Here is a 25,648-nt window from a genome sequence, read left to right as displayed (position 1 = left end):
AAAAACGTCTCTATAGTTACTATTACACTAAATGGGCGTTTATAAACTGAATATTCAGTACATTTTAATTTTTTAGGTTTTCCAAATGAAAAGCCGATACGGATTTCCGTACCGGCCATATCAGCTACTCTCCCCGTGCAACCTCCACCCATTCTTCAAGGGCGGCAAGAGCCTCGGGATCAGCAACCTTTAATCTGTCCTTCAAATATTCAAAATCGATGTCATCATATCTTGCGGCAATAAGGTAGATGCCATATTCCCTGTTGTCCCTACGGTCATAGTCCAGCACCCTGTCATACAGAATTCCTTCAATGGACTGCACGAGCACGTAGTTATCATCCCCGAACTCCAATCTGATGACCCCCTCATAATGTGGAGGCTCCAATGTGTCGTCGACGATATCGATCGCAACATTCAACCTTTGATGCTGAAATATACGTGCGTTGTCTTCAAAACCGATATCCCTCAACTTTTCCTTCATCAAGTGGGAAGCTGAAGTGACGAAATCGATATCATGCGTCGTATATTCGCTTTCTGTATAAATCTCCAAAGAAAAGCCGCCGACGATGATGGGCATATCACTCTCCTTGACATGCTGGGCCATCATTTTTGTGACGATGCCGGATACGCACATCATCCTGTCGAATAGGTCGGCTTCAGGGGAAATTGCGTCCAAATCAGCCTTGGCATCATCTAGGCTATAAGTCATTTTCCCGCTCCTGCATTTCTTCAAGAATCTTCTGCTTATCACTGTTTATGCGTGCTCGATCATGACTGCGCATGCCGGGAACGAATTCCGGATTGATGCGTCTAACTGCCCGGATTGCCTTTTCCCGTCTCTCTGCATTCGTCTTGCGCATATCAGATAATTTGATTGTCTTCATCAGACCACCCCATTTGTGGATGTAACTTCACTTCTATTATACATCCTTCCAATATATGATGGGAATCTACACTTTGCTTTCCTGTTCCCAGTGTGCCGGTTTATCATGTGTGACATATGTGCCGGCAAGAAGATCGTGGAGACTGCGCTTGTCTTTTCTTAGTCCCACCATGAATGCCGAGACGATGAGTGCAATGCCGAATGTGATGCCATAGATGAATCCGCCGATGACTTCACGTATAACCATCGTCCCCAAGCCCACATTGGAACCGTCTTTCCTTACAATCCTGATATTGAGTACACGCTTGGCAATTGTGTAACCGTAAAGGAACACCGGCATCAGTACAAAATAAAGCGCTGCGAGCACGCTTTCACCCGTCTGGACAGCCTGGCTGGCCGTATCCAGCTGGAGCAGGAATACGAGTGTCCCGACCACCATTCCGATCAGCAGACCATCTATCAGCCGTGCCCCAAGTCTTATCCAGAAACCTGCTACGTTTGACATTTTTTGAACCTCCATACTATTTATCCTTCATTCATTGTAGCACTGACATATACTGCATGGATATACATACAGTCATGAAAAAAGACCATCTTCCCAACCGTTGTATCAAACGATTGAAATGATGGCCATCATGTGACTACCTAAGCCGACAGCGAGAATCGAACTCGCATTGCAGCCTTACCATGGCTGTGTTCTACCATTAAACTATGTCGGCATGCCCAATATGTATCGGATGAAATATCCAAATCCGATTATAGCATAACATGAACACGATATACCATATACTCCTCGATATTTTTATTATCTTTTTACCCTCCCCATCTACTCGATGGGGTCAAAAGACTTCAAATAAAATATGCCCGGACTGCGCATAGTCCGAACAACCATTTCTACAGACTGTCGAGATCCTCGTCATTCTCGGGGACCGACATGTCTATGATCTCCACATCATCCGGTACATCGAATTCATAGCGGTCCGCTGAATGCTCGACCTCCCCGTTGAAATCTACCAGTTCATAGACCATCTGCTGGCCATCGAGCATCATGACCTCCTTCAGGATCAGACCATTTTCGATGTTCACATATACATCCATTTCCGTCAGGGCAGGCGCAGCTGTGCCGCCTTCTTTCGGCGTAAAGGTGATGTGGTGGCCGTCATGCCCGGCAATCTCCACCTGCTCACCGAGCGCCGTCTCATGGGTCTCCTGGTAGCTGCGGAGCCGGTTGCCGATGAGGCCCGACGGACGCGCCATCATATCGCCGCCCCGCATCACATCACTTACGTATGCAACCGAATCACCTTCCTGGTATTGCCATGATTCCTCGCCGTCACTCACGTAGTATTGTACCGGCATATCTCCGGTCTGCACTTCCCGGCGGACGAAATCCTTGTCACCTTCCCTATGAAACCATTCCTTCGTCTCCGTCACCTGGGTCTCATCCTGGTATTCCATTGATACCCGGGTGTGGAGGAAGTAGTTGACATGCGCCTCTGAACGCGCCTCCACCGCATCGATGATCGATTCGGGCGTTATCGGTTCCGTGGCGACAGGTGCTTCTTGCGTCTTCGAATCTTCCGCAGGTGCCTCCTCCACTTCAGCCGTCACCTCTTCTGTTGCCTCTTCAGATTCGGAGTCGGCTTCTTCTGCCTCCTCCATACCACATCCTGAAAGGTATAGAAGCACTATGAGCATCATCTGCCATCTTGCTGTCATATCATCCTCTCCCCATTCCATCTATTGCAGGGTTCGAACCTTGATGTCCATGCCTGCTGAAAACGATAAAACCATGCTTACTCGTCCTATACCCGTGCAAGGGCCCAGGAGCACATTATAAATTAAAAACAGGGGCGTATTCCGTAACATACGAAGTGCACCTGTCATCGTACACTGGCAGAGGCATATCAGCTGAAACTGCCCGACAGCTATTTCGATAATTGACGACTGCACAAAGAAGCACCCTTGAGCCTTAACAGTCAGCTCAAAGGTGCTTTTTAAAATGTCCTATTAATATTACTTAAGGATCATACTATCGAGATCCCGCGGGTACTCCGTGATGATCTCGGCACCGTCCTCTGTCAATACGACGGTATCGGAATGCCTGAATCCACCGACGCCCGGAACGTAGATGCCAAACTATTACTTCCTACAAGGTGAATCTGCTATACTCTACATTGTAGGAAGTGACCTCAACTTCTTTGACTCTCGGCTAGCTGAGGGCCTTATTATGCAGGTGATTTGAAAGTGAAGATTGCAAATCACAAATAAAGCAAGGATAACCAGATGTAAGTTTCTGTATTTATAACTTCAAGAATTAGCATATATATTCGAGAAAATCAGATTACGACTCTTTCCTAAATAAAAGATTCGATTCACTTCAAAAATGATTCCACAAAATATTAAACTAGCATATCTTCTACAATCTCCACTATATTCTCTACGGTAAACCCATACTCTTCCATGATTTTCTCACCTTTTGCCGAAGCTCCAAACTTGTCTATTCCCAGGACTTCGCCCTCATCTCCTACGTACTCCCTCCAACCGAAACGAGAAGCCATTTCAATCCCGAGACGCTTCTTCACATTCGGAGGAATGATTTCATCCTTATATGCTTCGTCTTGTCCTTCAAATCTGTCCCAAGATGGCATACTAACCACACGAACATTTATATCCTTTTCAGATAAAGCTTTTTTCGCTTTGATAGCTAATTGAACTTCAGAGCCAGTAGCAAGTAGAATTGCATCTAGTTCGCCTTTGTTTTCTTTACTTACCACATATGCACCCTTCTCCACACCTTTGTATGCATTTTCTTGTGTGCCTTCGAGAGTGGGAAGATCTTGCCTTGTCAATACCAATGCAGTTGGCCTATCCTTAGATTTCATTGAAAGACGCCATGCTGCTTGTGTTTCATTTGCATCTGCAGGTCTAATCACTGATAATCCAGGTATTGTACGGAGAGATGCAAGGTGCTCGACTGGCTCATGAGTAGGGCCATCTTCACCCACAGCAATCGAATCATGTGTAAAAACATAAGTGACAGGCAATTGCATAATCGCAGATAAACGCACTGCCGGACGAAGATAATCGCTGAAAACGAAGAATGTTCCAGCATAAACTTTAAGACCACCATGAAGCGCCATACCATTAAGTGCAGCAGCCATAGCGAATTCTCTTACGCCAAACCAGATATTGCGACCTTCGAAACTTTCCCTTGAGAAGTCTTTCTGATTTTTAATCAGAGTCTTATTTGATCCAGCAAGATCAGCACTACCTCCAATGAAATTCGGCACAGCCTCAGCAATCGCGTTTAATACTTCTCCTGAGGAAGCACGTGTAGCGAGTACATCTCTACCTTCTTCATATATCGGCAATGTTCTTTCCCAATCTAGAGGTAATTCACCGTTCATTGCTAAAGTTAATTGTCTGGCATCCTCCGGGTACTTTTCTTCATATTCTTCAAATAAATGGTTCCAGTTACTTTCTGCCTCTATACCTGTTTTAATAACTTTTTCATTGAAATCATTATATACACTCTTAGGCACATCAAAAGACTCATGTGTCCAACCATAATATTCTTTGGTCAATTTCGCTTCTTCTTCGCCGAGGGGTGCACCATGAGATTCAGAAGATCCCGACTTGTTTGGGGAACCGAAACCAATAGTAGTCTTAACTTCAATTAATGTAGGCTGATTAATGTTGCCTTTTGCTTTTTTCAGAGCCTCGCCTATGTCTTCGGTATCATTACCATCGTCAACTCTAAGCACTTGCCATCCATAAGCATTAAACCGCATTTGTGTATTTTCAGAAAATGACTTGCTTAATTCTCCATCTAGAGAGATATCATTTGAATCGTATAACACAATCAGTTTGCCCAGCCCAAGATGACCTGCAAGCGAAGCAGTCTCATGAGAAATACCTTCCATCAAATCGCCATCGCTGATAAGTGCAAAAGTATAATGGTCAACAATAGGAAAATTTTCCTTGTTAAATACCGAAGAAAGATGTGCTTCTGCCATAGCCATTCCTACAGCAGTAGCCAGCCCCTGCCCCAACGGACCTGTAGTGGTTTCTACCCCGTCTGTATGATGTACTTCAGGATGGCCTGGGGTACGTGATTTCCATTGGCGAAAGTTCTTTAAATCTTCCATCGTCACATCATAACCGGATAAATGAAGCAGACTGTAAAGTAGCATTGAACCATGACCAGCAGAAAGGACGAAACGGTCCCGGTTGAACCATCTGGAATGTTTCGGGTTGTGCACCATATATTTCGTCCACAGTGTGTAAGCCATTGGAGCTGCACCCATAGGCAATCCCGGATGTCCGGAATTCGCCTTCTCAATAGCATCAATGGATAGTGTACGAATAGAGTTAATAGATAGTTGTTCTGTAGAAACTTGAGTTAATGGCATTACGGTATTTCCCCTCTTAGTAAAATTTGAATTCCTTTATGCCAGCAAATAATTTCGTTTTCTTAATTTTCTAGCTTACATACTAGACACTCTGTACTGCAGTCTCAAACTTATGTTCGCTTTCAATATAACGCAGCTGTTTATCTTTCCCATCAATTAGAATGGAGTGAGTGGTATAAGAACTCCCACTGCACTTGATTCCATTAAGTAGAAAACTGTCTGTTAGACCTGTCGCTATGAATATACATTCATCCGACTCTACTAACTGGTCAAGTTTAAGAACTCCTTCCGGATTATCAATACCCATATCTTTGCAGCGATTTGATTCCAAATCATCTTGAGGCTTTAGCTTTGCCTGCATTTCTCCACCAAGAGCTTTAATTGCTACTGAACTCAACACCCCTTCCGGAGCCCCTCCGATACCAAGGAACATATCGATATCGATATGTTCCATACATGTTGCGGCAGCATAAATGACATCACCATCATTAAAGACTTGAACCTTGGCGCCAGACTTTCTAATTTCGTCAATATACTTAGCATGCCGTGGCCTATTCTGAACCACTACGTTCAGTTCTGATAGATTCTTACCATTTGCCTCGGCAACTGCTTTCATATTCTCAATTAACGAAGCTTCGATATCAATCTTCCCTTTAGCTTTCGGTCCTACAGCTAGTTTTTCCATGTACATATCAGGAGCATGCAGAAGTTTTCCTTTTGGGGCGGCTGCAATTACGGTTATTGCATTCTCTTGTGCATTTACAGTTGGAGTGGTTCCTTCAATAGGATCTACAGCAATATCTACCTCTACAACACCACCTTTTCCAAGTCTTTCACCAATATAAAGCATTGGTGCTTTATCTATTTCACCTTCGCCGATAACAATTCTGCCTCGCATCGGAATAGTGTTCAATGCATTTCTCATTGCAGTAGTTGCGGCATCATCCGCAGATATTTTATCGCCTCTTCCAACCCAAGGTAATGATGCAATTGCAGCTGATTCAGTCACTCTTAAAAATTCTAGTGATAATGATTGCATTGGATTTCCCCCTTTCAAATTAACTGTCCAAATTATTGGAAGTGGCTATCTTCTCAAAACTGCGACCAACAAACTCCTGCTCTTTTTCAATAATTTTGTCCACCTTGCGTTTTGATCCATCTGCCCACTCAACATTCAAGTATGCCTCTACAACCTTCTTAGCTACTTCCTCTCCAATAATTTGGGCACCCATTGTTATAATCTGAGCATTATTACTTAGTTGAGCACGTTCTGCAGAGTACACATCATGAGCGGTTGCAGCGCGAATCCCTGGGTACTTGTTGGCAGCAATAGCCACTCCAATACCAGTTCCACACACAAGAATTCCTCTATCCAAATTTCCCTTGCTAATTTCTTCAGATACTTCGAATGCTACATCCGGATAATCTGTTGATGCACAAGAATGGCAGCCATAATCGACCAGTTCATACTCTGTTGACTCTTGTATAAAATTTTTGACTGCTTCTTTCATCTCAAATCCGTTATGATCACTGCCGATACCAATTTTCATGTTCAATTCCTCCGTTTTTATAAGTAATTTATAAAATCCTCATTAAATTTCGTTTTAATATTTTTAGTTTCATTTATTTTTCGTTTTCTTTCGTTTGAAGTTTTAAAAAAAAGAATCAGAAATATGCATTCCTGATTCATTCAATTAGAGTATTCAACCAGTTTTATCTGTTTTAGAGTATGGCTCAACCCACTTGAGCAGTATGAGACTTAATAAAATTCTGGAAAGTTGCAAGAATCAAATATGCAGAAGTAGCTCCAGGATCCTGTGCTCCGATTGATCGTTCACCGAGTCGGCTGGACCTTCCTTTTTTGGAAATGATGTCCTTCGTATATTGCATTCCTTTTTCTCCCGCTTCCACTGCTTCATTAAATGCTATGCGAAAATCCTTTGTTTCCGCATAAACAGATTCCAATTTATCCGCAAAAGGTTCCAACGTGTCGACCATTGTCTTGTCGCCTACTTCTGCTTGGCCGCGCTCTTGTATTCCTCTTGCAAAAGCTATCCAGAATTCTGCAAGATCACTGTCACCGATTACTGATTTACCTTTGACTACTTTGCCCCCCCTCATAAAACCAGTAGCATAGAGCGGTCCCACAGAAGAACCAACTGCATTAAGAAAAGTTTTTCCAACCATAATGTTGACTTTCCCGCAGTCTTCTTCTTCTAAAAGTTCATTATCAATCTTTTCATCGACCGCTTGCCAACCTATGGACATTGTTACACCATGATCTCCATCTCCAAGTTTACGATCGAGCTCACATAAGTAATTTTTCTCCTCTTCAACCATGCTCACTATCTCTTTATAGTAATTTTTAAATTGATTTGCTGAAAACTCCATTAGTGGATTCCTCCTTTTCATTTTTGGACAAACATAGGGCAGTTTACTGGATGATCAATCGCTTCTTCCAGTTCATCATCCAATTTCATAAGTGTTACTGAGGCACCACCCATTTCAAGAGACGTAATATAATCTCCGACATAGGATCGATGGATATCAATACCACGTTCGTTCAAAATCTGTTCTACTTTGCGGTACATAACATATAGTTCCATTCTCGGTGTAGAGCCCAAACCATTCACCAATACCGCCACTTTTTCTCCAGAGTTTATTTCTATATCCTCCAGAATATCGTTGACCAGTCGCTCAGCAACACTATCTGCAGATTCAACTTTTCCTTTCTCAAGCCCAGGTTCTCCATGGTGGCCGAGTCCAATTTCCATTTCATCTTCGCCCAGTACAAAACTAGGTTCGCCTGTCTGAGGCAACGAGCAAGGAGAAAGTCCAACGCCCATGGAACGAGTATTATCATTTGCTTTTTTGGCTACTCTTACAACTTCTTCAAGTGAATATCCAAAATCTGCTGCAGCACCTGCTGCTTTGAATATAAAGAACTCCCCTGCAATACCGCGACGTTTTTCCTTTTCTTCTTTCGGAGCTGAGGCTACGTCATCTGTTGCTAAAGCCATCCTCACTTGAATGTCCTCTTCCAGATCAGCCATTTCAGCTGCCATTCCAAAGTTCATTACGTCCCCAGCGTAATTGCCATATAAGTAAACAACACCAGCGCCCTTGTCAATATTCTTAGTCACTTCTAGAATCGGATCAGGTGAGGGAGATGCAAATATATTGCCAACAGCCACCCCATCAGCCATACCTGAACCGACATATCCCATGAAACCCGGTTCATGCCCAGAACCACCGCCGACTAGGATGCCAACCTTGTTCTCCCTAGTTTCTTGGGAGGTGACAAGCGCTCTTTTGTTTTCAGGAACTTGTCGAATAATATCAGGATGGGCTTTAACATACCCTTCAATCATTTCTTCCACAATATTTTTAGAGTCGTTCATCAGCTTCTTCATTATTATTGCTCCTATCATAATCATTTTATCATTTACTAAATATTACAAATAATTATATATCAGACTGTCGTGGATGGGACACTCTGTCCTGTATTTTTTTCCGCTTCCACTTTCGCCGTATCAGGTTCTGGAATCTTCAAGAATCTGGTCATTATAGCTGCTATAAAGTAAAGTCCAGCAAGAATCCATACCAATCCTTCAGGGCCCACGGCGTCAAAGAAGAGAGCAACAAGCGCCGGGCCAACAAACACACATAAACCTGCACCAAGGTTTAGAATGGACATTGCTGCACCTTTATCCCCATCGCCTACAAGAGATGGTGTCAAGGCAGACAATGGAACAAACCCTGCGATACACGCTCCCCAGAGCATACCTATAACCGCAACCATAACTACGTTGCCAGTGAAGATTTGGGGGGCATAGAAAAGGGATAACGTAAACACACCACAGCCAACTGCTCCGAACCATGTAACTGTATTTCTCCATCCAAACTTGTCTCCGACATAGCCGAATATTAGATTGAATACAATATTTGATATGAATATCGTTCCCCAAATATTTAGCCAGACAGTCGTCTCTATACCGTATCCAGCTAGATAAATAGGTAGAAACAAAGGGAAGGCATATTGGGAAGATTGGTTAATGATGCGGACAATACCAGCAATAGCAACTTTCGGTTCCCGTTTCAATATTGTAATACCATTTGATAGTTCTTTTAACTTGGAGGAATTACTTTCCTTCTTAACTTTTAATTCGAATTTGTCACGGTTTACTACAATTGCGAATACCGCTCCAATGACCACCCAGAGAAGGCTTGTCCATAATGTAGGTACATGTCCTATAAGTTGTATTGACCAACTGGAGTAGAATGCGCCAAGCACACTCAACCCCCCTGTAAATACAAACCAGAACCAGCCGACTGCCTTACCCAATTGTTGGTGAGGAGTACGATAAGTAATCCACACAAGAAATGCATAGGCAAAAAGTGGGTACCCAAAGCCTCTGATGGCATATGTAGGAACCATCAACTCGTAGTTCAAGGTTGGTATTGCCAAGCCAACAAAAAGTACATGTCCTATAATGTAGAAAAGTACACCTAGTAGCATCGTCTTCCTAGGCCCTATCCCTTCCACAAGTACACCTGAAAACCATGCACCAATTGCAATAGTGACTCCATAAGCCGTTGTAAGAAAAGCTGCTTGTTGAACTGAAAGCCCTTGGTCTACAAGGTATGGACTGATCCAAGCAAGTTCAAGCCCATCCCCCATCATAAAGATTAATACTCCGAAATATCCCCATACCAAATGAGAAGGTATACCTATTTTATCCAGAAAAGTACTATTAGCTGATAGATGTGTCATTCGTCATTCCCCCTTGTTGACTCGTAGTAGAACTACGGTTTCAATATGACTTTCAATGATTTTTCACCTTTTTTCATGAGTTCAAATCCTTCTTCGAAATCTTTTAATTTCAATTGATGTGTAACCACACCTTCTGTTGGGAAATCCCCATTTACAATACCGTCAATCACTATTGGATAGCAGTATGGACCCAAATGAGAGCCAAGAAGATCCAATTCTTTACGATCACTAATTATGCTCCAGTCCACTGTGACCGGTTCACCAAATACACTAAACTCAACAAAGGTCCCCAGTTTACGGATTGCATGCAAACCTTGCTCTACAGATTTAGGATGTCCAGATGCTTCAATATAAATATCGCAACCGTATCCTTCTGTCATATCCTTAATCTCTTTCACTACATCCACTTTGCTTGGATTCATCACAATATCAGCGCCAAATTTTTTTGCCAATTCCAAACGATCATCTTTCATATCTAATACAACGATTTTCGCTGGTCCTGACTTCTTCAGAGCACCAATCATCCCTAGACCAAGCGTACCCGCACCCGAAAGCACGACAATGTCTCCAAGTTGCGGTTGAGCTCTTTGTACTGCATGCAAACTACATGCATAAGGTTCAATAAGTATGGCCTGCTCAATAGTCAATTCTTCCGGCACTTTGAAGTTGATTGCTTCTTTAGTAAACTTCATGTACTCAGCCATGCCGCCGTTGACATTTTTCTGGAATCCATAAAGATCATGTTTCTCGCACATCCAATACTGACCGCGATTACAGAACCTACAGTCCCAGCATGGAACAATCTGCTCAGAGATGATGCGGTCCCCAACTTCAAAATCTTCTACAGCATCCCCTTTTTCAACAACACGTCCGATAAATTCATGTCCTGGAATCATAGGTGCCTTGATATATGAAGGTTGTGTATCATCACCCCAAAAACTGGGTGCGCCATCATATGCTTTAATATCTCCTGCACAAATACCACATGCCTCAAGCTTTATGATGATTTCTTTTTCATTTTCAATTTTAGGTGTGCTGACCTCTTCATAACGGTAATCCTTCGGCGCATATGCTACAACCGCTTTCATTTTCTCAGGTATTGATTCCCGACCAGCTTTGTTCTCAGCTATTTCATTCATCATTAATTCTCCTTTTTCAATTTTTCTATAGTAAATGACACTCTCAAACTTTTATCTACCTTCTACTTAATGGTGTTTCCACCATCCATGACAATGTTCTCTCCTGTGATTAAATTTGCTGCATCACTAGCTAGAAACAAGGCGATTGCCGCCACTTCTTCAGGGTAGCCAAAACGACCAAGAGGAATCTCCCTTTTTGCTTTTTCTCCCTTTTCACCTGCCCATGCCTTCTTCCCAAGTTCTGTTAGAACGACTGTAGGAGAAATAGCATTCACTGTAATCCCGAATTGAGCCCATTCATAAGCAAGCGTTTTAGTCATTCCAAGTAAGCCAGCCTTACTCGTGCTATATGCCACATGATTATCAAGGGCAATCAAAGCAGCTTGGGAAGCCATATTGATGATTTTCCCACCCTCTCCACTGCTGATCATAATATTCCCTACTTGCTGAGTCACTTTGAAAAGCCCATCTAGATTGATTGCCATAGTCTTCTTCCAATATGCATCAGATATATTTTCTGCGTCATCCAGTAAAGCGATACCAGCACAGTTTACGAGGATATCAACTCTGCCAAACTTCTCTTGCACAGTTTCTAATGCCTGAGTAATACTGCCATCATCTGTTACATCACATTGGATACCTACTGTCCTGTTATTGTCGATCTCCATTGCAACTTCATTTGCTTTTTCATTCATGTCTAAAATCGCAACTTTAGCTCCCTTTTCTATGTACAACTCCACAACAGCACGACCTATACCACTTGCGCCCCCTGTAACCACCGCCACTCTATCAGTGATGTTGAAGTTCTTGTCATACCCTTTAAATCCCATACAACCCCTTCTTTCTAATTTACTTTGAGCCTCTTATTCCTTTTTAAATCACTCATACCATGAAAAATCACAAAATCAATATGATATAATAAAAGTACGAAAATAAGTGACGAAAATTTCAAAATACACATTTTAAAACATAAACGAAACAATACGATTTATTGCAATCGCTTTCAATAATTGGTATAAGAATAATATTATCATTTATTTTCGTATTGTCAATTAATTTTTTCATAATTCTAATATATTGAAAGTATATATAAATTAAATGATATTTTCGAAAATATACGAAATTATAATGCTAACATGTAATTTTACTGATAGAATATATTATAAAAATGCGTAAAATAAAGAGGATGAGGAATCAATGAAAATGTTCGCTAGTGAAAGAAGAAATGAAATACTGCATTACTTGCAGGAAAAACAAAGAATTACAGTAAAAGACCTTGCAAAACGGATTGGCGTATCTGAAGCGACGCTTCGATCTGATTTGACAAAGATGGAGACCGAAGGATTGTTAACAAGAACACATGGGGGGGCTGTTCTCAATGACTATACAGATGGGGAGATGAGTTTTTCTGCACGTGAGAAGAAAAACAGAAAAGAAAAGAATCAAATTGCGAGAGAAGCCTATCGCTTCATTGAAGAGAAACAATGTATATTGCTGGATGCCAGTTCTACTGCGCTCGAGCTCGCTCGTTATTTGAAACATCAACCTATAAAACTGACTGTTGTAACAAGTGGTATTCAATCTGCCCTCGAACTTAAAGAAAATCCGGATATAACGGTGATACTAATCGGTGGTGTCGTCACTCCCGGCTCTAGTTCTATAGAAGGTAAGCTTGGTCTAGATATTTTGGATTATGTCAATATTGATATGATGTTCACTTCTGCAAGCGGCTTTTCCATTGAAAAAGGGCTGACAGACTTCAATCTTTACGAAGTTGAACTAAAAAAAGAAATGGTTAATCATTCTCGAGAAGTTGTCGCTATTATCGACAGTTCTAAGATAGGTACCAACTCAAGTGCTGTTTTTGCCAACGTTAATCAGATAAATACGTTGATTACTGACAAACCCATCGAAGAGAAAATTTCCAATGAGTTGGTAAGGTATAACATTACCATGGTTTCCCCCCTTTTAAATTAGCAACAAGAAGAGGGACAGCAGACTGGTTTTAGTCTGCTGTCCCTCTTCTTGTTCATTTATACCGCTATTCAAAAATCATGCTCTCGAGATCCCGCGGATATTCCGTGATGATCTCGGCACCGTCCTCCGTCAGTACGACGGTATCGGAATGCCTGAAGCCACCGACACCCGGAATGTAGATGCCGGGTTCGACGCAGAAGACCATGCCGGCTTCGAGTACGAGGTCGTTGTCGAAGCGGAGTGACGGTTCCTCATGCTGGCCGATGCCGATGCCGTGTCCGGTGCGGTGGGAGACATAGGCGTCGTATCCCGCTTCCTTGATGACATCGAGAGCCGCCTGGTTGACAGCCTTTGCGGTGACGCCCGCCTTTATGAAATCAAGCGCGGCGAGGTGCGCCTCCAGCATAACTTTAAATGCTTCCCGCTGCGCCTCCGTCGGCTCGCCGATGAAGTACGTCCGCTCACATTCCGCCCGGTAGCCGTTCAAGCCAACCTGGCGGCTGTGGATGATGACATCGCCTATCTCCAGTTTCCGTGTATTCGAGAAGACGTGCGGCATATTGGTCCGTTCGACGCCTGATGGTGACATGACGAAGTAGTCCAGTGTGGAATCGGTATGATTTTTTGAGATCTCTTCGAACAGGTACTGGTTGCCATGGTAGTCGATTTCGAGTTCCGACTTGCCTGCCGCAGAATGCTCAAGCGTATGCTTCAATGCACCGCTCACAAGCTTGCCGGACTCCTTGATCATTTCTATTTCTTCCTCACTCTTGATGGCGCGCATGCGGACGATATCTCCTTGGACATCGACGAGGTCATGGCCCTTCTCCTGAATGCCTGAGACAAGTTCAGCCGGCAGGGCGCCGAATTCGATACCCACCTGGCTACCTTCAATACCGTCCAGCACTTCATCGAACAGTTCGTGGTAGTCGGTACTGCCCCTGCCTTCGACTTCATGATAGATGTGGATCGGATCTGCATCCGTCTTCTCTTTCGCATGCTTCTCCTCAAGTTTCGGAATGATCAGGCTCTGTCTCGTCTGTTCCACGACCATGATGATCGGCCGGGAATAGGTGATGGCCTTGAGTCCACTGAAATAGAACTGGTTCTCGAAGTTGAATATGATGGCGGCATCCAGATTCTTTTCTGTCATGACCTGCCGAAGACTTTCAATGCGTTTTGCTCTATCCATTACTCTGACACTTCCTTCATTTCATTATGCTGCCCTTTCGTGAAAAGCGTTACAGCGAACAGTACGATGAACGCGATTGGTACAGAGATCAATGCTGAATTGATGCCTGTCGACTGTACATAGAAGAATTCCCAGAACAGTGTGGCGAGCAGACCGGATGCCATGGAGGCGAGACCCGCCGGCTTCGTGACTTTCGGGAACAGGAACACGGCGAGCAGTGCCGGTGTGATGCCTGCACCATATACCGTATACGCGTACATCTGTACAGAAAGTACGGTCGGGAAGTACATCGTCAGCATGAAGGCGATAACGCCGAGTATCGGAATCAGGACCCTTGTGTAGACCAGTTTCTGATGGTCGTTGATGTCCTTCTTCATATACTTGCCGACGAAATCATAGACGACACTCGTTGCGGCAGACAGCAGATAGGAGTTCCCTGTCGTGACGATGAATGCAGTTAGAGCGGCGATCAGGATGCCGCCGATGACGACCGGCAGTACACTCGTGATGGCGATCAGTGCCATGCCCGGTTCAATTCCTGGGAACATGGAGCGTGAAATGAACGCCAGGATGGAGATCAGCGGTGTGACGATGATCAGACCGAGAATCCAGCCGGCTGTACCGAGCTTGGTGGATCTGTCATTCATTGAAGAGGACATCCGCTGATAGATGTTCTGGTCACCGAGCAGCAGGAACAGCGTCGGGATATAGTACCCCATCAGCTGGATGAAGCTCAGTGATCCGGTTGCGCTCATGTGGCTCTCCGGTACGTTCGATGTGATTTCACTCCAGCCGCCCCCGACGGACAAGGCAATCGGCAGTGCGATGATGAGGCCGAAGATGACGAGGAATGCACTGAAGGCATCCGTCGGTGCCACGGACATCAGACCGCCGATGCCCGCCAGGAAGATGATGATTGCTGCAGCGATGATTGTTCCTGTGCCTACCGGTATGCCAAGCGAGATGTTGAGTATGTAGGCGAGACCCTGGTACTGGTATGAGACGATGCCCACGAAAGCGAGAATGATGATTAGGGCTGCAAGCAGACTTGCCACCTTGCCATATTTCACTTCCAGTATTTCAGCGACTGTATATTTTCCATAATGCTTGATCTTTGACGAAATGAGGAAGATCGTTCCGATACCGATGAGCGACGGCAATGTCGACATCAGTGCCGGCCATATTCCAAAGGAGTATGCCAGTGAGTTCTGTCCACCCGTTACAGAGCCGCTTCCGACCCATGTCGCAAGCAGTGTCCCCATCAGGACCACTGGTCCGAGAGACTTGCCGGCGAGTATGAAGTCCTCACTCGAACTGATTTTCTTGGAGTAGTACATGCCAAGCAGCAGCATGAATACACCGTAACCTACTACAAACCATATGAGTATGGGTTGACTTGAAAATTCCATTGTTTTCCCCCTGTGTTTGGATTGTGTCCTCTAACAACCTAACACATTAGAATTTTCATTTCAGCTTCTCATCCGGAAAAAATTTCATAATTCCTATCATGTCAAGGGATACGCTCACAAAGTAAAAATTTTCAGTAAAATAACGTTTTCATGTACATACAAGTTGTAAATTTATAATAAAATGCATCCCCGCTCTCATGTCATCTTTCTCTCTGCTAGATTTCAATTTGTTGAGAGAGAATATATATTGTGCTACAATTGTCTTACAAAATGTCGGGGGTGTAATAATGAGTATTACAATACGGTTGGATAAAGACGAAGAAGAAATTCTACGCGGTATTGTCGAAGCGAAAAATACGAATATGTCCATGTATATCAGAGAAATCATCTCAGAGAAGATTGACGAAGAAATTGATAGAGAAATGTACAACAGAGCCGTTGAAATCATGGAAGATGATGACACTGAGTTTGTGCCGTGGGAAGAAGCTAAAGCAGAGTTAGGTCTTTCAGATGAAATATGAGTTGAAAATTGAGAAAAGAGCACTAAAAAAATTGAGAAAGATGGACAAGAAGACAAGTGCTTTATTAATCGCGTGGATAAATAAAAATTTGAATGCCACAGATGATCCAAGGAAAAATGGAAAACCTTTAACAGGAGATTATACAGGGTTATGGCGATATAGGGTTGGCGACTATAGAATCATAGCAAAAATAAAAGATGAGGAAATATTGATATCCTTAATCGATTTGGGGCATAGAAAGGATATTTATAAGTGAACTATTTCCCCTTTTCAACGACAACGAGTTTATACCGCAATTGAAATATTCAACTGTAATATGTTCTCCTCCTACTCAACCACTAAAATAACAATGAAACTATAAATCATATTACTGCCTTATGCACTTCACATTAATTGAATTATCAACTATATGGCTAATATCACTCACTAAATAGGGGCTGGGACATAAGTCCTGAAAAGATATAACGTTTCACACAGAATAGATAAAATCCGTACGTTAGACTCCTAGGGGAAAAGTATCAGCGTAAGACTACAGGCTTACGCGATGCCCCAGGAAAGCTAACGTACGGATTATTTTTTCGTGAGATATTTATGTTCCAACCCCATAAGACAACCATTCATTTTTATACTCTCACTAACCCCTACTCACTCCACCAGTAGATGCCCATTCTGTACACCCACATTTTGATGTATTCGCTGTACCATATATAGAATGCGTCCCCACTCTCGTGCCATCTTCCCTCCTGCATAGGGAGAGCGGAAATATAGTGGAAGTCGAAACTCCCATCATTCAGCTTGTCATAGATGTACTTGGACCGTTTGATATGCCAGTCGCTCGTTACGATGAGCGCGGAGGTCATATCGAGCCGATCCATGATATCCATGGTTATGGTCGCATTCGTGTAGGTGCTGATCGCCTTTTCCTCCAATATCAGTGCCTCTTCGGGTATGCCGTATTCCATTGCGAGTGCTGAACTCTGGTTGAGTTCTGATGACTCGATGACTGGAGTAATCAGGACATAATCTGCATAGCCTTCATGATAGAGCTGGGCAGCCCTCTGCATCCTCGAATCTTCGCCTCCGCCAAGCATCACAATCAGGTCGCTTTCTACAGGCTGATCCGTATAGTTGTGATTAAAGCTGTCGATGATCGATACGACAATCAACATCAATGTAATGCAGAACAAAATGATTATGATCCTTATTTTCATATGTCCTCCTCACCAAGCAAAGTGGTGCAGTTGCGCCCTGTTGTCTGCTTTCAGTCCTTCTAATCAGAACTGCATTCCAAAGTTCATATCTTGGAATGCAGTACAGGATGCTAATTCTTTTTTACCGCGATTTTCGGTGCACGATAGGCCGGGAAGAAGTCCGTCTCTCTATCTATCCCCTTCTTCCGGCATAATGCATCGTACACTTTGTAGTTCCATATTTTCTTGCCGATATGGAAATCGAACTCGGTATGGCTGGAAAATCGTTTCTTGAACTTGAGGACGGAATCGTCCTCCTCATTGGTGACGCCGCCGCCATAATGCACGAATGAGAAGCCGTTTGCCTTCGCCCAGTTCATCATCGTGTATTTCAGAAGATAGGCCGGTGAATGAGGGAGGTAGTCCGCGAGGGTGCCGTTCAGATGATCGTGTATGATGTCATCCGACATGAAGTACAGTCCCATGGCGATGATTCTGCCCTCGAAGAATACACTTGTTGTGAGCAGTTTGTCTCCGAACTCCCACTTCAGCTTTTCGAAATATTCACGGTCGAAATAATAGAAGTCCGTCGCATGATGGCGGTCCATCGTATCGTTGTAGATCTCAATGAAATCTTCGATATCCTCGAATTTCGCCGCCACCAGGCAGGAGAACCTGTCATCCTTTATCAGCTTCCTGACACGCCTGCGTGCCGTGGCATTGAGCTCGCTCTGGAATGGATCTTCGAAGCTCAATAGATCCGTCCCTACCGTCTTCCTCAAATACCTGACATCATAGATGCTCCTGAATGGCTCCTGGTTCTGGAACATCGGATGGAACCGCACAAATTCCGATACGATATTGTGCGCCTCGCAATAGTCCACCAGAGTATCCTCAAAGACTTCAATAAGCTTGTCCAAGTCCGTATATTCGTGGATGATCGGCCCCCCGTATCCATAGGGGGTGACCAGATCATAATATTTAACATCATCGATTCCAGTATCGATTTCCCGTTTGATGGCGGTGTGGGTGATATGACCATACTCGCACTCTATTTCAATGAAGATTGCTTCCCCGCGTTCTATCAGCTCGTTGACTTGAGCATATTCTTTAGTAAAGTATATGTCTTTATTCACTGTACGCCCTCCAATAGGTAGATTCGCATATCCAATGTGTTTCATAGGACCCGGATATCAGGCAAAGAGTTCGTGCGCAAGGATACGTTCCCTGCACAGCTCGATGACCCGGTCGATCTCCTCATCGGTCATCTTGGTGTCGGATGGAAGACAGATGCCATGTTCGAACAGATATTTTGCATTGTCATTTCCTACAGAGAAGTAAGCGGCGTCCTCGAACAGCGGTTGCATGTGAAGCGGCTTCCAGACCGGCCTCGATTCGATATTGTGTTCATCAAGATACTCGATCAGTTCACTGGCACTGACGCCGAGCTTCTTCGGATCGATGAGCATGGTGGAGAGCCATCTCGTATGGTATGACCCTTCGATTTCAGGCATGAATTCGATGCCCTCCATATCGTCGAGTCCCGCCACATATTTATCGAAGATGTCACGCTTCTGCTGAACCCGTTCCTCCAGTACTTCCATCTGCCCCCGTCCGATGCCTGCACAGACGTTGCTCAACCGGTAGTTGTATCCCACCGATTCATGCTGGTAATGTGCAGCCACTTCTTTACTCTGGGTCGCTTTCTTGAGTGCTTTTTCGATGAGTGCCTCATCATTGGATATGATCATCCCGCCCCCTGAGGTCGTTATGATTTTGTTGCCGTTGAATGAAAAGATGCCGAATTTGCCGAAGGTCCCGCTCATCCTGCCCTTGTATACCGCACCTAGGGATTCTGCCGCATCCTCAATGATGGGTACACCATACCTTCTGCATATTTCACTGATTTCATCCATCCGTGCCGACTGGCCGTACAGATTGACGACAATGACCGCTTTCGGTTGTTTGCCCTGCATCTTATAGTATTTCAAGGCCTTCTCCAGTGCCCTCGGACACATGTTCCAGCTGTCGAGCTCGGAATCGATGAACACCGGTTTCGCCCCGTGATAGAGCACCGGATTCGCGCTCGCTACAAATGTGAGTGAGGAGCAGAGGACGATATCCCCCCGCTCGACCTTCAATAGGTCCAAAGCAAGGTGGATACCCCCCGTTCCGCTGGCAAGTGCACATGCCGCCTTCGCCCCCGTAAATTCTTTGACCTGATCTTCGAATATATTTACATTTTCTCCCAGTGGAGCAATCCAGTTCGTGTTGAATGCCTCCTGGACGTATTTTTTTTCTGTACCGCCCATGTGAGGTGATGACAAAAGAATTCTGCGTTGAGACATAACCTGGTCACCTCTCCCCTTAATTGAATTGTTCTGTTTGTTCAACTCCACACCACCAGTCTTCCCGACAAAGCCTGATGGTGCCCCTTCATGGTTCTAAAGGATATTGCCCGGCCCAATCTCTTTCTCTCTATGATTGGACCGCTATTTCCCCCTTTGTTTCAATGATGTTTTTCAACACGCGCGGCCTTAGGCTTTCTGGTATTCGGCATCCGCATCACCGGATGGCCCAAGCGTATTATAGAAATCGAGCACCTTCTGCTGGATGAGTTCCCGGTCGAAGTTGTCCTCGACGAATTTGCGGGCATCCCGACCCATCTGTGCCCGTTTCAGCGGATGGTTGATCATGTCCATGAGTGCCTCTTCGAGGCCCGCCGTATCATTGTTCCACACGACAAGACCCGTCCGGTTGTCCACAATCGTATCCTTTACCCCCGTCGAATTGAATCCGATGACCGGCACCCGCATCGCCTGTGCCTCGATGCTGACCGTACCGAACCCTTCACGGTATGTTGGGAAGGCGAACACATGCATCATGCTGTAGTAGTATTCCGGTTCGGTCGTATAGGCACAGTGGATGATCCGCTCATGTGAATGGATCGTCTCTATATTTTCAGGCCGGATTGGATCCCCCTCTTCAATATCACCGATCAGCAGCAGTTTGATATTATCGTATCTCTGGCTCAGTTTCGTGAAGGCCTCCACAAGTTCATTGGTCCCCTTGTCTCTTGTGATCCGGCCCATGTAGCCGATGATGAAATCGGATGGCTTGATATCCAGATCCGCTTTCATCCATTTCAGCCTATCGGCATCGATCGCATCCGGACTGTAGCGCTGCATATCGATTCCGTTGACGCTGCCCTTGCCGATTCTGACGACTTTCTCACGGTCGACGAGATTCCTGCCGACCATCTCCTCTTCAAGACTGTCGGAGATTACGATGACATGCGTACTGAGCAGACAGGTTATTTTCTCCGTCGTCTGCAGTATCAGTTTCTTCACCCCTGTCACCGTTTCAAGACGCAGTCCCCACTGCGCATATATCCTTGTTTCAGTGCCATTCAGGAAGCCCGCCACCATGCCGAGCAGCCCCGCCTTCGGGGTGCTGAATAGAATGATATCCGGCTTTTTCCCCTTCAGATACCTGTAGAGGGAATAGAGTGTCGTCACATCCCTGTAGAGGCTGATTTCACGCTCGAATGGAATATGTTTGAGCCTGAGTCCCTCGTAGTGCCTTTCTGGATCGTTGTTGCATACCACTTCCACCTGGTAGCCGTTCTTTTCGATGAAGTGCACCTGCTCATGGATGAACAGTGCACTCATGGAGGAAGTGACACCATGAATCAATTTCTTCTGCATAAGCTACATCTCCAAACCCCTGTTTTTTGGTAGCCGCACCCGTGGGCTACAATACAAGATGCCAATCAATGCTTATGCCGGATCTCCTTTAACGGTACCCTCTGGTGGTCTCTTCTGTTTTTTCGACCAATACGTCCAGACGACACCGAGTGCCACGATGATGACGTAGAATATTTTGAAGCGGTGTCTGAGTGCCGTTCCTGCGTTCGAAATGCCGAATCCGAATATGAGCCATGTCACGGCGATACTCAGCAGAATGACGCCGAATATCGGACGCTTCTTGATGAGCGCAAAGTTTTTGATGAATACGGCAAGTACGAAGAGGTAGAATACCCCATCCAGGAAAAAGGCGATCAGGTCATTGAGATTTCTGACGGTCCACGGCATCGGTGAACCGATGAAATAGAAGACCTTTATCGGCGAGAATAGAATCATCTGGTAGATGTTGTCGACCACCAGCCAGCCCAAGTAGGCACTCGCCCCGATTTGGGGAGTGAACGCTTCGTATATGCTGGAGTTGCCCCGCTCCACCTGGTCTACCTTGTCGTATATCGGCAATGCCGATATACTTTCCGGATACATCATGACGTAGGTGGTGCTCACCGCAAATATGGTGAAGGGGATGGTGGACCTCAGTGTAAACCTGAATGCCTTTTTGCTATGCTGATAGAATATGAAGCCGAACAGATAGCCGATCAGCACCCCGATCACACCGGTATGGAACGATGCACCGAGCAGGATGAATGCCACACTCAACAGCGCGTTGCTCCATCCCGCTTTTTTGTACCACCTGACAAAAAAGTAGAGTGATAGTGTCACCATCAGTGTAATGACGGATTCCCTGACCAATATGCTTGAGAATATTAATGAATGCGGGAAGAATGACATGACCCCGACCAATACGAACTGTATATGGTTCGGCACATCCAGCATTCTGAACATCTGTACGACCAGAAGGATGGCGGTGAGCGCCATCAGCACGTTCAGGAATTGGGCAAAGATCCGGTCGTCACCATACATATTGAAGATGAGCGCCAGGAATTTCGAGTATAGGCCGCCATACATCTCTGCATCCATAAGCGCCATCTTCTCGCTGATATACTGTCCTGTCTTATAGTACCTTTCAGAATCAATTCCACTATGCGGAAGGGCAGGCATTTTTTCCTGCCGATCGTACAGTACCATCCCGATCCTTGCCAAGAACCCTGCATAGATGAGGATTAGAAACTTTGTATACTTAAAGTACAGCAGGAAGAACACCAGAATTGACATAATGATGATGAATAAACCTGTCAAAAGGGTCGTATCTGCAATATACGAACTGAACAGATATCCCGCGACTACATATGCAAGTGCGACCAGCCAAATGATGAACATGTCCCCCGCCTCCTAGGAGCGTACTTTATATTTCCAATGGTAGATCAGCACGCCAATCTGGCCTGCAGCCAGAATTAGATACGTGAGGATGACCACAATGAATGCGCCGGTTAGACCATATGGAATGATGATGATAAGCGATAGTATGATTGATGCGATGAAAGTCGTACCCTGCAGAAGCATCTGCAGATTGTAGATATTGAATATGCTGAGTGCCATCTCGAACAGTTTCGTATATACGGTGAAGATGAGCAGGATGCCAAGGAGTACGATTTCAGTCTGGAATCCGCTGAACCGTTCCCCGTATACGAGTACGAGCAGGCTGTTGCCGAGCGTGAGCAGGATGATCTCCCCGATTACGATGAGAACCAGGAATAAACCGCACAGCTTGAGGAATGAGTGATAGAATTTGGCTGCGCTTTCTTCTGCTTCCTTGGAAAGTCCCGCCACGACACTCTGGTTGATGGCAACGACGATGTTGTTGGTGATGATGACGAAATACATGATTGTTGCGAAAATACCGAGTGTCTCGACACTATGAAAGGATTCGAGCACATATCTTGGAATGTTTGAAACGAGCGAGTTGAGCAGTTCCACAACAGAGAGCCCGATTCCAATAATGAAGATGTTCTTGAATTCACGCCATTTGATGCCGATCTTCGCCCGATTCTTCGAAAATGAAAATTTGTAGTCGTACAGATAATAGATGAGCATCTGTGAAACAAGCAGGCTCAATATTGCCATCACTAGAGAATTGAATATGAACACCGCTGCTGAAAACAGTATGACTGTGACGATGCTTTTATAAATTTTCGAATAGGCGAGAAAACTGATCCTGGCCTCCGAGATATTCTCCGTATAGATGAATTCCTCCTTGCTCTCATAAAACTTGTAGAGGACGAAGATGAAGAGGCAGAGGTTCTCATATATGTTCAAGTCCACAAACAGCATGACAATCAATGAGCCAGCAATGAATGCATAGTTGGCGATGTTCCTGAACTCATGGAATATCACATAGTCATAGGACAGTTTTCTTTGCGTCGGCACCAGGATGATGAGCGTGAAACGGCTGAACAATACAAGCGGGGCCGTCAGAGCAAGAAAATATGAAAACAGCCCCACTTCATAGAGACCAAGCAGCCGTGTGATCAGAATCACCTGCATCCATTGGTTGAGTGCAAATAGCAGGGTCCCTACGATGTTCAGTATTTTAGCTTGCATTTTCCTGTCCTACTTTTTCAGGCTCCATATTTTCCTGCCTGACGAACTTGATGATCCGCTCCTTCATTTCGTTCTCATCGATGGAGAGGAATGACTTGATCTGCGCCTCGAGGAGAGTCAATGAAGATTCTGAAACCCTGCCCCGGTAGATCTTCTCGTAGACCTGTTCCGGGTGAATTTCATTCGCCTTCAGCAGTTCCTCATACAGCTTCTCGCCCGGTCGTATGCCGACGAATTCGATGCCGATTTCGGTCTCCGTGAATCCGCACAGCCGAATCATGTTCTTGGCGAGATCGACGATCTTCACAGGTTCTCCCATATCTAGCACGAATACTTCCCCACCTTCTGCAATCGTACTCGCCTGAATGACGAGGCGTGACGCTTCCGGTATGGTCATGAAGTAGCGTGTCATCCTTGGGTCGGTGACCGTAATCGGGCCGCCCGCCTGAATCTGCTTCTTGAATTTCGGAACGACGGAACCACGGCTGCCAAGGACGTTTCCGAACCTGACTGCTACGAGCGTCGTATCCTTGCATCCCTTATCGAGTGCCTGGACGATCATTTCAGCCATCCGTTTCGTCGCACCCATGACATTCGGTGGATTGACCGCCTTGTCTGTTGAAATCATGACGAATTTCTTCGCTTTGTAATGGCATGCCGCCTCAGCCGTGTTCTTCGTTCCGATGACGTTGTTCTTCACGGCTTCCCGCGAGTTGTACTCCATCATCGGCACATGCTTGTGCGCTGCGGCATGGTAGACGATATCCGGCCTGTACTTCTCGAACACTTCGAACATGCGCTTTCTGCTCTGCACATCCGCAATGATAGGTACATAGCTGATACTGTCCTCCTTCTTCTCAAGCACCTCTTCCAGTATGGAGTAGATGCTGTTCTCACCATGTCCCAAAAGCAGGATCTGACGCGGCTGGAACTTGGCAATCTGTCGGACGATCTCCGATCCGATGCTGCCACCGGCACCCGTGACCAGTATCGTCTTGTCCGTCACCTGATCCTCGATTCCCTTGATGTCGAGCTGCACCGGCTCGCGTCCAAGCAGGTCTTCCACCTGGACCTGTCTCAGTGCATTGACTTCCAGTTTTCCCGACAGTACATCTTCGATGTTCGGCATCGTCAGGACATCCACACCATCCAGATTGGCATAATCATGGATCTCCTTGAGTACCGTCTTGCTCAATGAAGGCACGGCAATGACGACCTTTTTGATATCATATTTCTTCACCAGACGTTCGATATCATGCCGGTTGCCTTCCACCCTGACCCCGCCGCAGAGTTCCAAGTTGTGCTTGAAGGGATCATCATCAATCACAACCACAGGGTTCATGCCCATGGAAGGGTTGTCAAGCATCTGCTTGATGAGGATGGATCCCCCTTTGCCGCCGCCAAACACCATCGTACGGGTCATCTTGGTCCCATGGGACATCCTTCCGTTCAGCTCATAGGAAATGAACTTCCAGGACAGCCTTGATCCACCAATGAGCAGCATATGCATCATCCATGTCACAAGCATCAGCCGTAGGAACGTGCTGTCGAACAGCAGGTATATCATGATCACCGTTGCCATTATCGATGCACTGACCGCCTGTGTGACCGAAATCAGTTCCCTGATGCTCGCATATTCCCATGCCCGGTGATACAGGTTGAAGATATAGGCGAACAGATGATGGTTCACAAGCAGTACGACGGCCGTCACTCCCAGTACTGTCAGCGAATAGTCCGAGAAGAATGGCATGAGAATGTAGTAGCCGATAAACACTGAAAAAGTTACGATTAACGAGTCGACAAACAGAAAGAGAAAATAACGCTTTTTAGCACCCATAGTATC

The 25,648-nt window shown here is 45.2% G+C and carries 24 protein-coding genes, 1 tRNA gene and 1 pseudogene; 3 read left to right on the top strand and 23 right to left on the bottom strand.

Going from position 1 to position 25,648, the window contains the following annotated elements; genetic code table 11:
- Positions 1-124: 124 nt before the first annotated feature.
- From BO53_RS0110755 to BO53_RS0110695, 14 genes and pseudogenes are all read right to left on the bottom strand, one after another.
- Positions 125-709 carry a hypothetical protein gene (locus BO53_RS0110755; protein WP_031548068.1) on the bottom strand — a complete coding sequence of 195 codons (585 nt, stop codon included), beginning with the start codon at positions 707-709 and terminating at the stop codon, positions 125-127.
- Positions 699-884 (bottom strand): hypothetical protein, encoded by a 186-nt coding sequence (locus BO53_RS0110750; RefSeq protein ID WP_031548066.1) that lies wholly within the window; start codon positions 882-884, stop codon positions 699-701. The genes BO53_RS0110755 and BO53_RS0110750 overlap by 11 nt, the downstream gene beginning before the upstream one ends.
- A 66-nt stretch (positions 885-950) precedes the next feature.
- Positions 951-1,388 carry an RDD family protein gene (locus BO53_RS0110745; protein ID WP_051683101.1) on the bottom strand — a complete coding sequence of 146 codons (438 nt, stop codon included), beginning with the start codon at positions 1,386-1,388 and terminating at the stop codon, positions 951-953.
- 143 nt (positions 1,389-1,531) lie between these two features.
- A tRNA-Thr gene (locus tag BO53_RS0110740) sits at positions 1,532-1,602 on the bottom strand.
- Between the two features lie 175 nt (positions 1,603-1,777).
- The gene (locus BO53_RS0110735) at positions 1,778-2,602 is read right to left on the bottom strand and encodes a LolA family protein (RefSeq protein WP_031548062.1); all 825 of its coding nucleotides are present in this window, start codon (positions 2,600-2,602) and stop codon (positions 1,778-1,780) included.
- Between the two features lie 297 nt (positions 2,603-2,899).
- Positions 2,900-3,019, bottom strand: a pseudogene (locus tag BO53_RS14220) (M24 family metallopeptidase); the annotation flags it as partial.
- Positions 3,020-3,285: 266 nt separating this feature from the next.
- A complete protein-coding gene (gene tkt / locus BO53_RS0110730) occupies positions 3,286-5,298 on the bottom strand; it encodes a transketolase (RefSeq protein WP_031548060.1) in 2,013 nt (670 codons plus the stop codon).
- Positions 5,299-5,380: 82 nt separating this feature from the next.
- Entirely contained in the window at positions 5,381-6,337 is a 957-nt protein-coding gene (gene glpX / locus BO53_RS0110725) for a class II fructose-bisphosphatase (RefSeq protein ID WP_031548058.1), read from the bottom strand.
- A gap of 19 nt (positions 6,338-6,356) precedes the next feature.
- Positions 6,357-6,848, bottom strand: coding sequence for a ribose 5-phosphate isomerase B (gene rpiB / locus BO53_RS0110720; protein WP_031548056.1), 492 nt, complete (start codon positions 6,846-6,848; stop codon positions 6,357-6,359).
- 184 nt (positions 6,849-7,032) lie between these two features.
- Positions 7,033-7,689 carry a dihydroxyacetone kinase subunit DhaL gene (gene dhaL / locus BO53_RS0110715; protein WP_031548054.1) on the bottom strand — a complete coding sequence of 219 codons (657 nt, stop codon included), beginning with the start codon at positions 7,687-7,689 and terminating at the stop codon, positions 7,033-7,035.
- Positions 7,690-7,706: 17 nt separating this feature from the next.
- The gene (locus BO53_RS0110710; RefSeq protein WP_031548052.1) at positions 7,707-8,711 is read right to left on the bottom strand and encodes a dihydroxyacetone kinase subunit DhaK; all 1,005 of its coding nucleotides are present in this window, start codon (positions 8,709-8,711) and stop codon (positions 7,707-7,709) included.
- Positions 8,712-8,770: 59 nt separating this feature from the next.
- The gene (locus tag BO53_RS0110705) at positions 8,771-10,072 is read right to left on the bottom strand and encodes an MFS transporter (RefSeq protein ID WP_031548050.1); all 1,302 of its coding nucleotides are present in this window, start codon (positions 10,070-10,072) and stop codon (positions 8,771-8,773) included.
- 32 nt (positions 10,073-10,104) lie between these two features.
- The gene (locus BO53_RS0110700) at positions 10,105-11,211 is read right to left on the bottom strand and encodes an MDR/zinc-dependent alcohol dehydrogenase-like family protein (RefSeq protein WP_031548048.1); all 1,107 of its coding nucleotides are present in this window, start codon (positions 11,209-11,211) and stop codon (positions 10,105-10,107) included.
- Between the two features lie 62 nt (positions 11,212-11,273).
- Complete coding sequence (locus tag BO53_RS0110695) at positions 11,274-12,041, bottom strand: GolD/DthD family dehydrogenase (RefSeq protein ID WP_031548046.1); 768 nt, start codon at positions 12,039-12,041, stop codon at positions 11,274-11,276.
- A 367-nt stretch (positions 12,042-12,408) separates the two neighbouring features.
- Here BO53_RS0110695 and BO53_RS0110690 point away from each other — a divergent pair, with 367 nt between their 5' ends.
- Positions 12,409-13,188: a DeoR/GlpR family DNA-binding transcription regulator gene (locus tag BO53_RS0110690; RefSeq protein WP_031548044.1), complete on the top strand. Its 780-nt coding sequence runs from the start codon at positions 12,409-12,411 to the stop codon at positions 13,186-13,188.
- A 64-nt stretch (positions 13,189-13,252) separates the two neighbouring features.
- Here BO53_RS0110690 and BO53_RS0110685 read toward each other — a convergent pair whose 3' ends face one another.
- Both BO53_RS0110685 and BO53_RS0110680 read right to left on the bottom strand, forming a co-directional pair.
- A complete protein-coding gene (locus BO53_RS0110685; protein ID WP_031548042.1) occupies positions 13,253-14,380 on the bottom strand; it encodes a M24 family metallopeptidase in 1,128 nt (375 codons plus the stop codon).
- The gene (locus BO53_RS0110680; RefSeq protein ID WP_031548041.1) at positions 14,380-15,789 is read right to left on the bottom strand and encodes a sodium:solute symporter family protein; all 1,410 of its coding nucleotides are present in this window, start codon (positions 15,787-15,789) and stop codon (positions 14,380-14,382) included. Before BO53_RS0110680 ends, BO53_RS0110685 begins: the two co-directional genes overlap by 1 nt.
- Before the next feature lie 287 nt (positions 15,790-16,076).
- Here BO53_RS0110680 and relB point away from each other — a divergent pair, with 287 nt between their 5' ends.
- Both relB and BO53_RS0110670 read left to right on the top strand, forming a co-directional pair.
- Complete coding sequence (gene relB / locus BO53_RS0110675) at positions 16,077-16,310, top strand: type II toxin-antitoxin system RelB family antitoxin (protein WP_031548039.1); 234 nt, start codon at positions 16,077-16,079, stop codon at positions 16,308-16,310.
- Entirely contained in the window at positions 16,300-16,566 is a 267-nt protein-coding gene (locus BO53_RS0110670) for a type II toxin-antitoxin system RelE family toxin (RefSeq protein WP_031548037.1), read from the top strand. Before relB ends, BO53_RS0110670 begins: the two co-directional genes overlap by 11 nt.
- 385 nt (positions 16,567-16,951) lie before the next feature.
- On the opposite strand, the gene BO53_RS0110665 is transcribed toward BO53_RS0110670, so the two are convergent.
- The 7 genes from BO53_RS0110665 to BO53_RS0110635 form a co-directional block, all read right to left on the bottom strand.
- The gene (locus tag BO53_RS0110665) at positions 16,952-17,521 is read right to left on the bottom strand and encodes a YdcF family protein (protein WP_031548035.1); all 570 of its coding nucleotides are present in this window, start codon (positions 17,519-17,521) and stop codon (positions 16,952-16,954) included.
- A 110-nt stretch (positions 17,522-17,631) separates the two neighbouring features.
- A complete protein-coding gene (locus BO53_RS0110660; RefSeq protein WP_031548032.1) occupies positions 17,632-18,636 on the bottom strand; it encodes a GNAT family N-acetyltransferase in 1,005 nt (334 codons plus the stop codon).
- A 57-nt stretch (positions 18,637-18,693) separates the two neighbouring features.
- On the bottom strand, positions 18,694-19,848 hold the full coding sequence (locus tag BO53_RS0110655) for a DegT/DnrJ/EryC1/StrS family aminotransferase (RefSeq protein ID WP_031548030.1): 1,155 nt from the start codon (positions 19,846-19,848) through the stop codon (positions 18,694-18,696).
- Positions 19,849-20,037: 189 nt separating this feature from the next.
- Positions 20,038-21,207 (bottom strand): glycosyltransferase family 4 protein, encoded by a 1,170-nt coding sequence (locus BO53_RS0110650; protein WP_031548028.1) that lies wholly within the window; start codon positions 21,205-21,207, stop codon positions 20,038-20,040.
- A gap of 72 nt (positions 21,208-21,279) precedes the next feature.
- Positions 21,280-22,584 (bottom strand): hypothetical protein, encoded by a 1,305-nt coding sequence (locus BO53_RS0110645; protein ID WP_051683100.1) that lies wholly within the window; start codon positions 22,582-22,584, stop codon positions 21,280-21,282.
- A 12-nt stretch (positions 22,585-22,596) separates the two neighbouring features.
- A complete protein-coding gene (locus BO53_RS0110640; protein ID WP_031548023.1) occupies positions 22,597-23,805 on the bottom strand; it encodes a lipopolysaccharide biosynthesis protein in 1,209 nt (402 codons plus the stop codon).
- A complete protein-coding gene (locus BO53_RS0110635) occupies positions 23,795-25,642 on the bottom strand; it encodes a polysaccharide biosynthesis protein (protein ID WP_037342167.1) in 1,848 nt (615 codons plus the stop codon). The genes BO53_RS0110640 and BO53_RS0110635 overlap by 11 nt, the downstream gene beginning before the upstream one ends.
- Between the last annotated feature and the right edge of the window lie 6 nt (positions 25,643-25,648).

Origin of the sequence: Salinicoccus luteus DSM 17002 (genome assembly GCF_000712035.1) — a bacterium.
In the GTDB taxonomy this organism is placed as follows: domain Bacteria; phylum Bacillota; class Bacilli; order Staphylococcales; family Salinicoccaceae; genus Salinicoccus; species Salinicoccus luteus.
This window is presented reverse-complemented; position numbering and strand designations above follow the sequence as displayed.